Origin of the sequence: Endozoicomonas sp. ONNA2, assembly GCF_024606365.1 — a bacterium.
In the GTDB taxonomy this organism is placed as follows: Bacteria; Pseudomonadota; Gammaproteobacteria; order Pseudomonadales; family Endozoicomonadaceae; genus Endozoicomonas.
In genome coordinates, this window is record NZ_JAHHPO010000406.1 from 1 (window position 1) to 6590 (window position 6590).

Here is a 6590-nt window from a genome sequence, read left to right on the forward strand (position 1 = left end):
GGCCAGCTATAAAGCTCACATCGGCAAAGCTGCGGTCAAACAGGCCGGAGGGGGCCGCCCTCTGGTTACAGAGGTTATGCATTTATTTATTATACGAATTCAGGTTACCCAGCCTCTTGGGCAGGCCGCCAACAAAGTACGTATTGAAGAAAACGTAGCCTTGATAAAACAGGGCTTGTGGCAACAAGTGAAGAGAGCGATATAAGACAGTGATCTACTTTCATCTTGGCGGATCAGATCTATACCCCGGTGGGGTGAATCGATAAAATCACCCACTCAAACAGGGGAAGCTCCAATTATTTTCATAAACTTGGAAGAATGGAACTCCAGGGGCAGGAGTTGGCTTCACTGCATGCTGGCTCAGTGGCCAATTAGCTTGATACACTTAAGCAGTTTTTACTGATCGGAAGTGGTTTGTGATTGCGTATCCTGAGATAGATCCCGTGGCGTTCAGCCTCGGCCCCTTGAGTGTGCACTGGTATGGCCTGATGTACCTTGCCGGTTTTGCGCTGGCGCTGTGGCTCGGTGGTATTCGTGCCCGCAGATCCGCTGGCTTATGGCGTTCGGAACAGGTCAGTGACCTGATTTTTTATGGTGCTGTGGGGGTTATCCTGGGCGGACGATTCGGGTATGTGATCTTCTATCACTTTGACTATTTTCTCAGAGACCCGCTCTGGCTGTTCAAAGTCTGGGATGGCGGCATGTCCTTTCACGGTGGTCTGCTTGGTGTTGTTGTGGCCATGTGGCTCTATGGCCGTTCCCAGGGCAAGGGGTTCTTTCAGGTGACGGACTTTATTGCCCCACTGGTGCCATTGGGGCTGGGCCTGGGTCGAATAGGCAACTTTATTGGTGGGGAACTTTGGGGCAGGGCCTCTGATGTGCCATGGGCCATGGTTTTTCCCACCGACCCCAGTCAAATGGCAAGGCACCCTTCCCAGCTTTATCAGTTCTTTCTGGAAGGGCTTGTGCTGTTTAGTGTACTTTGGTGGTTTTCTTCAACGCCCAGGCCAAGAATGGCCATTTCCGGCATGTTCCTGTTGATCTATGGACTGGCAAGGTTTTCCGTTGAGTTTGTGCGGCAGCCGGATGCCCAGCTGGGTTTTATTGCCTTTGACTGGCTGACCATGGGGCAGCTGTTATCCTTGCCGATGGTCGTTATCGGTATTGTGTTTATGGTTTGGGGGTATCGTCACCACCCATTGGTTAATGGTATCAATAGTGATGATGCTGCCTGGCTGGCTAAAGGCAGAGTGAATAACTGCCAGGGGCACAAGCCAACAAAAAGTGGATCGAAAAAACGATGAAAGAATATCTGGACCTCCTGCGGCATGTGAAAGACCATGGTACTTTCAAGGCTGATCGCACCGGCACGGGTACCTACAGTGTGTTTGGCTATCAGATGCGGTTTGATCTTTCCCGGGGCTTTCCCCTGGTGACCACCAAAAAGTGCCATCTGAATTCAATCATTCATGAATTATTGTGGTTCCTCAAAGGGGATACCAATATCGGCTACCTTCAGGAACATGGTGTCCGGATCTGGAATGAGTGGGCAACCGACGACGGTGATCTCGGCCCGGTTTATGGTAAACAGTGGCGCAGCTGGGAAGGGGCTAATGGTGAAGTGATCGACCAGATTCAGTGGCTATTGAATGAGATCAACACCAACCCGGATTCAAGACGAATGGTGATCAGTGCCTGGAATCCATCGGTCCTTCCGGATCTCGCCTACTCGCCAAAAGACAATGCCTCCATGGGGCGTCAGGCGTTACCTCCTTGCCACTGCCTCTTTCAGTTTTATGTATTGGATGGCAAGTTGTCCTGCCAGCTTTATCAGCGCAGTGCTGATATTTTTCTGGGGGTGCCTTTTAACATTGCTTCCTATGCGTTGTTGACCATGATGATTGCCCGGGTCTGTGACCTGGAACCCGGTGATTTTGTGCATACCTTTGGGGATGCGCACTTGTACGCCAATCATCTTGAACAGGCGCAAGAGCAGTTAAGCCGAACCCCTTTCAAACGACCTCAGATGAAGTTAAACCCGGCAATTCGCGATCTGTTTGAGTTTACTGTTGATGACTTTGAGCTGGTGAATTATCAAGCCCACCCGCATATCAAGGCGGCTGTATCCGTTTAACCTGGAGCCTCTGTCGTCCCTGGTCGGTTATCTGCACGGTGGCCTGCGGATAATCAGATTCAGAGAAGATTAGCCCTATAGCTGTGCAAGCTTCAGGGGCGAGTTCACACTGCGGCCTCAAACATCGCCTGGAGCAGGATGTTTCGGTTATCTTGCAATGTCAACAGATTCTGGTACTGGCCACAGTTTTGCACAAACTTCACTGATCTGCGCTGCCTGGCGGCAAAAATCTTACTGTCAATATCCAGCGTGCCCCCTTGTGGGTTTTGCCCATGGTGGCGAATGATATCGCTGGCGACAATAAATGTTCCAGTCCGGCCTACCCCGGCGTTACAGTTGACCACCATCGGATGATTTGCCCGTTCCGGCACTGCCGGGTGTTTTCGCAACGTTTCGGCCATGATCGTGATGGCTGCCAGCCTCACCGGATGGTGGGCTGTTCCATCAACGGATGGCCTGTCTCAGAAACTTTCCAATAAAAAAATGAAACTTTTGCATTATCGTATGGTCCAATACTTGTATGTCATTTTTTTTTAAGGCGAGCGTTGGTAGAAAATTGAGGAGCATTTTCTGATGGTGCCTACTTCCCATATTTCCATGTTTCGTGAAAACTGGGGTAACAACGAGACTGATAATGGTTTTGCATCCCGGGATCGCAATGCTTCTGAGTTATTCTGGCGTCATGGTTCCGGGCATAAGACCTTTACTACTGAGGATGCCATAAACAACCTCATAGAACATTCAACCGTTAACCACATTGGCTGTTTTCTGGTCTCTTTTGATTCAGGAAAACGAAAAGTTGCCCGGCTGAACCCAACTACCCGGTTGCTTTTCCCCCATCAACTGCCCCATGAATCCATCCAGGACCCGGGGATGATCAAGGAACTGTCCAGCAGGGATATTATCCTGCTCCATGGTTTTTCAGAATTCCGCGATGCGCAAGCTTTTGAGCGCCATCTGAGAGTGCGCTCTTATTTCAACGAAGATGGCATTTATCTGTTGGATAAGTTCCCGGGGTGTCCTTCTGCAGACCAGATGGCCAGTTATGGATATGTGTTTAGCGAGATTCGGACTCACGGGGGCAAAGCGTGCATTGACATGAACTCTATCTGGCAAAGTGATTTGCGGATGCACTTTGCCCTGGAAACTATCAACAAACAGGCTTCTGACGACATAACGATTGAGGATATATATTCAGATTCCTGTGGCGCTGCAAATGTTGATGAACAGCAATATCTTACTGAACTCAAAGCTGCCCGCAGGCAACCGGTTCTGAAATTGAACCAAAGAGACTGGCAGAATAATGAGATACTGATGCCTTTTCAGGCGTGGCGCTCAGTGGTACAAACGGAAGATGCCCGTCTACCCGAATTGCAGCTAATCACGCCCGCCAGGGTTGATGTTCTGACCAGGTGTAATCCTCCTGATTTCCCTATCCCCGCTAACCCGTGGTCGACAGGTTCGGCTGCTGGTTACAATCCATCCTCCGCAAACCCTGTTTTCCGGCAGTTCCCACTTATGTCACAAGTGAGGCAACCGGTAAAATCGTACCCTTCGGCTTATCCCCATTCTCAGGTAAGAACCTTGCATCTGGCCAGCTCTGGTGCAGGTACCTTTTCTGCCACGCTGAAATTTGCCGGGTCAGTGTTAAGACACCTTATGCGTCGCTAATACCCAACGTGCACATCAGCCTCCCCCTTTGTCTATTCCGGTTAAACCTGATTTTCAGGTACCGGGAGTTGGGCAACGCCCAAGTCTAGCACTTCTTCAATCACTTCCTGATCATACTCGGTATCTGCCAGGGTGCTGCTGATCTTGGCAAGATGAACCAGTGCATCGCCTTCGTTGGCCAGTGGCAGCTGGCTAAGGCCAATAACAACACCATCAAACGGTGCAGTGATGCTTTCACTGTCAGTGGCGTCAAATGGGTTGACAATAGTCATCATTGTGTCGCCTTCCTTGACCAGATGACCCTGCTTGATATGAAGTAACACCAATCCGTCCCTTGAGCTTCTCAGCCATTGGCTCTGGTTGCACTCCCAGGGTTGGATAGCCGGTGCCTTGACTGGTTTTCCGGGCAGCATTTTCAGGTGGCGCATGACCCGTATAACGCCTTTGAAGCCCAGTTTGATGGAAGCCTCTTCCAGTCGTAATGCTTCACCTGCTTCATAAACCAGTGCCGGAATGTTGTACTCATTGGCCGCATGGCGGAAAGAGCCATCTCTCAGAGATGAGTGGAGGATCACCGGCGCACCAAAGGCTCTGGCCAGACCAAGGCATTTCTCATTGGTCAGGTCGGTTCTCAGCTGCGGCAGATTCGTTCTGTGAATGGCTCCGGTGTGAAGGTCCAGGGCATAGTCAACGTGTGGAAAAATACCCGTAGTAATCAGGTTGGCGAGCCTTCCACCGAGAGACCCTTTGCTGGATCCAGGAAAGCAACGGTTCAGGTCCCTGCGATCCGGCAGGTAGCGGATTTGCTGGATGAATCCGAGCTGGTTAATAACGGGAATAACAATCAGGGTGCCATAGATGTTGGACAGGTTTTTGTGGCCAAGGATTTGTCGACAGATGGCTACACCATTGAGTTCATCACCATGAATGGCCGCCGTCACTAACAGGCGTGGGCCTTTTTTTCGGCCATGAATAACCTCAATCCTGAGATCAATAGGCGTATCGGTGTAGAGTCTGACGACAGGAATATTAAGTTGTTGTCGTGTACCTGGCAAAATGGAATGGCCAAATAGTTCCAGGGGTTGTGCTCTTTCCATGGAAGACTCCAGCCCCCGAGCATCAAGCCTGAAAGGAAGATACCGGGGTTGAAAAGCATCACTCGGGTGCTTTTTAATCAGAGTGATGGTGGGTTGGTCAAAGGGTTTTACCCGGTGATCCGCGTTTTACTGGTGCGGTGATGTTTATTTTCAATGTATTCAATAATGCAGTTGGCTACATCGTTGGCAGTTGCCCGTTCAATACCTTCCAGACCCGGAGACGAGTTGACCTCCATTACCAGAGGGCCCCGATTGGAGCGAAGAATATCCACCCCGGCCAGTCTCAGACCCATGGCCTTTGCCGCCTTCACCGCAGTGGCACGTTCGCTTTTAGTCAACTTCACCAGGCTGGCACTGCCGCCTCGGTGAATGTTGGAGCGGAACTCGCCTTCCGGGGCCTGGCGTTTCATTGCTGCGATGACTTTGTCGCCGATCACAAAACAGCGAATATCGGCACCACCGGCTTCTTTAATGTATTCCTGAACCATTATATTGGCTTTCAGGCCCATAAATGCCTCCAGGACACTTTCTGCCGCTTTTCGGGTCTCGGCAAGGACCACGCCAATACCCTGGGTGCCTTCCAGTAATTTGATTACCAAAGGAGCACCGCCAACCATATCGATCAGGTCAGGTATATCGCCCGGACCGCTGGCAAAACCGGTCACCGGCAAGCCAACGCCTTTACGCGACAGCAGTTGCATTGATCGTAACTTGTCACGGGAGCGGGCAATGGCCAGAGACTCATTCAGCGAGTAGCAGTTCATCATTTCGAACTGGCGAAGAACCGCCGTTCCGTAAAAGGTGTTGGAGGCACCAATGCGTGGAATCACAGCATCATAGTTAGGCAATTGAACCCCTTTCATGTGAATACTGGGGTGTTTGTCATTGATATTCATATAACAACTCAAAATATCAATAACATCAATCGTATGACCTCTGGCTTCTGCAGCCTCAATGATGCGGCGGGATGAGTATAACCGCTCGTTACGGGAAAGTAGCGCAATTCGCATTGGGTAATTCCTGATAAAAGGTCATTCTGCGCTCTGGCTGAACACCTGGTTCATTACTGATTCATATTAAAAGGCTGAAAAAGTATGGCTTATCAGAGCGCTTTTTACTGAATATACGGCGATCAGCAGATAAGTGACACTGTGTTATATAAAGTAGTACTCGTCATTTGGAATAAATATGCGGCTATTGCTGGATTTTTAGTCATGTCACGGTTGGTGATGGGCCAGATTTCCCGCTCGTCGCAAAGCGGTCCGGGTAATCGGTTGTCAGCAAAAATAACATCGAAGCGGGCTGACCAACTGCAGCCCCTGGGTTGAGGAGGGAACCGATCAGTAACGGGAGTCAGTTTACCAGTGGTCAAAGACCAGGTGCTCGTCTCCAAGTAATTCCCGTAACCGTTTGCGTTCAAGGTGAAGTTCCGCTTTCGACCTTTTTTTCTCATAGTCGATCTGGCGGGTGCGATAACGCTTTTTGGTTCTGGCCGTTTTTTCAAAATCTTCTTCGAAGTCTGGATACTCTTCCATCTCTGCGCTCTATATGCCGGTCAAGACAAATAACAACCTTTCGTTCCACATCTGCAGGACATCAATTACCGAGGCTGGTCTACAATGGCATGGAACGGGCGTTGCCGGGCTAATTTCTGGTAAAACCAAGGTGCAGTCAATAAAAAACAAGTA

8 protein-coding genes are annotated in these 6590 nt (G+C 50.1%); 4 read left to right on the forward strand and 4 right to left on the reverse strand.

The window, feature by feature from the left end:
• From KDK14_RS07325 to KDK14_RS07335, 3 genes are all read left to right on the forward strand, one after another.
• The coding region (locus tag KDK14_RS07325; protein WP_257264401.1) for a hypothetical protein at positions 1–205 on the forward strand (205 nt) is incomplete at its 5' end.
• A gap of 211 nt (positions 206–416) precedes the next feature.
• Positions 417–1304, forward strand: a complete 888-nt coding sequence (lgt, locus tag KDK14_RS07330) for a prolipoprotein diacylglyceryl transferase (protein ID WP_373691047.1) — start codon at positions 417–419, stop codon at positions 1302–1304.
• Positions 1301–2134, forward strand: a complete 834-nt coding sequence (locus tag KDK14_RS07335; RefSeq protein ID WP_257264402.1) for a thymidylate synthase — start codon at positions 1301–1303, stop codon at positions 2132–2134. Before lgt ends, KDK14_RS07335 begins: the two co-directional genes overlap by 4 nt.
• 104 nt (positions 2135–2238) lie before the next feature.
• On the opposite strand, the gene KDK14_RS07340 is transcribed toward KDK14_RS07335, so the two are convergent.
• Positions 2239–2535 (reverse strand): protein-tyrosine phosphatase family protein, encoded by a 297-nt coding sequence (locus KDK14_RS07340; protein WP_257264404.1) that lies wholly within the window; start codon positions 2533–2535, stop codon positions 2239–2241.
• Positions 2536–2707: 172 nt separating this feature from the next.
• On the opposite strand from KDK14_RS07340, the gene KDK14_RS07345 reads away from it, so the two are divergent.
• Positions 2708–3805, forward strand: a complete 1098-nt coding sequence (locus tag KDK14_RS07345; protein ID WP_257264405.1) for a hypothetical protein — start codon at positions 2708–2710, stop codon at positions 3803–3805.
• A gap of 41 nt (positions 3806–3846) precedes the next feature.
• On the opposite strand, the gene KDK14_RS07350 is transcribed toward KDK14_RS07345, so the two are convergent.
• The 3 genes from KDK14_RS07350 to KDK14_RS07360 form a co-directional block, all read right to left on the reverse strand.
• Positions 3847–4902 (reverse strand): succinylglutamate desuccinylase/aspartoacylase family protein, encoded by a 1056-nt coding sequence (locus tag KDK14_RS07350; RefSeq protein ID WP_257264406.1) that lies wholly within the window; start codon positions 4900–4902, stop codon positions 3847–3849.
• A gap of 107 nt (positions 4903–5009) precedes the next feature.
• Complete coding sequence (gene rimK / locus KDK14_RS07355) at positions 5010–5912, reverse strand: 30S ribosomal protein S6--L-glutamate ligase (RefSeq protein WP_257264408.1); 903 nt, start codon at positions 5910–5912, stop codon at positions 5010–5012.
• Between the two features lie 348 nt (positions 5913–6260).
• Complete coding sequence (locus tag KDK14_RS07360; protein ID WP_257264410.1) at positions 6261–6437, reverse strand: hypothetical protein; 177 nt, start codon at positions 6435–6437, stop codon at positions 6261–6263.
• Positions 6438–6590 lie beyond the last annotated feature (153 nt).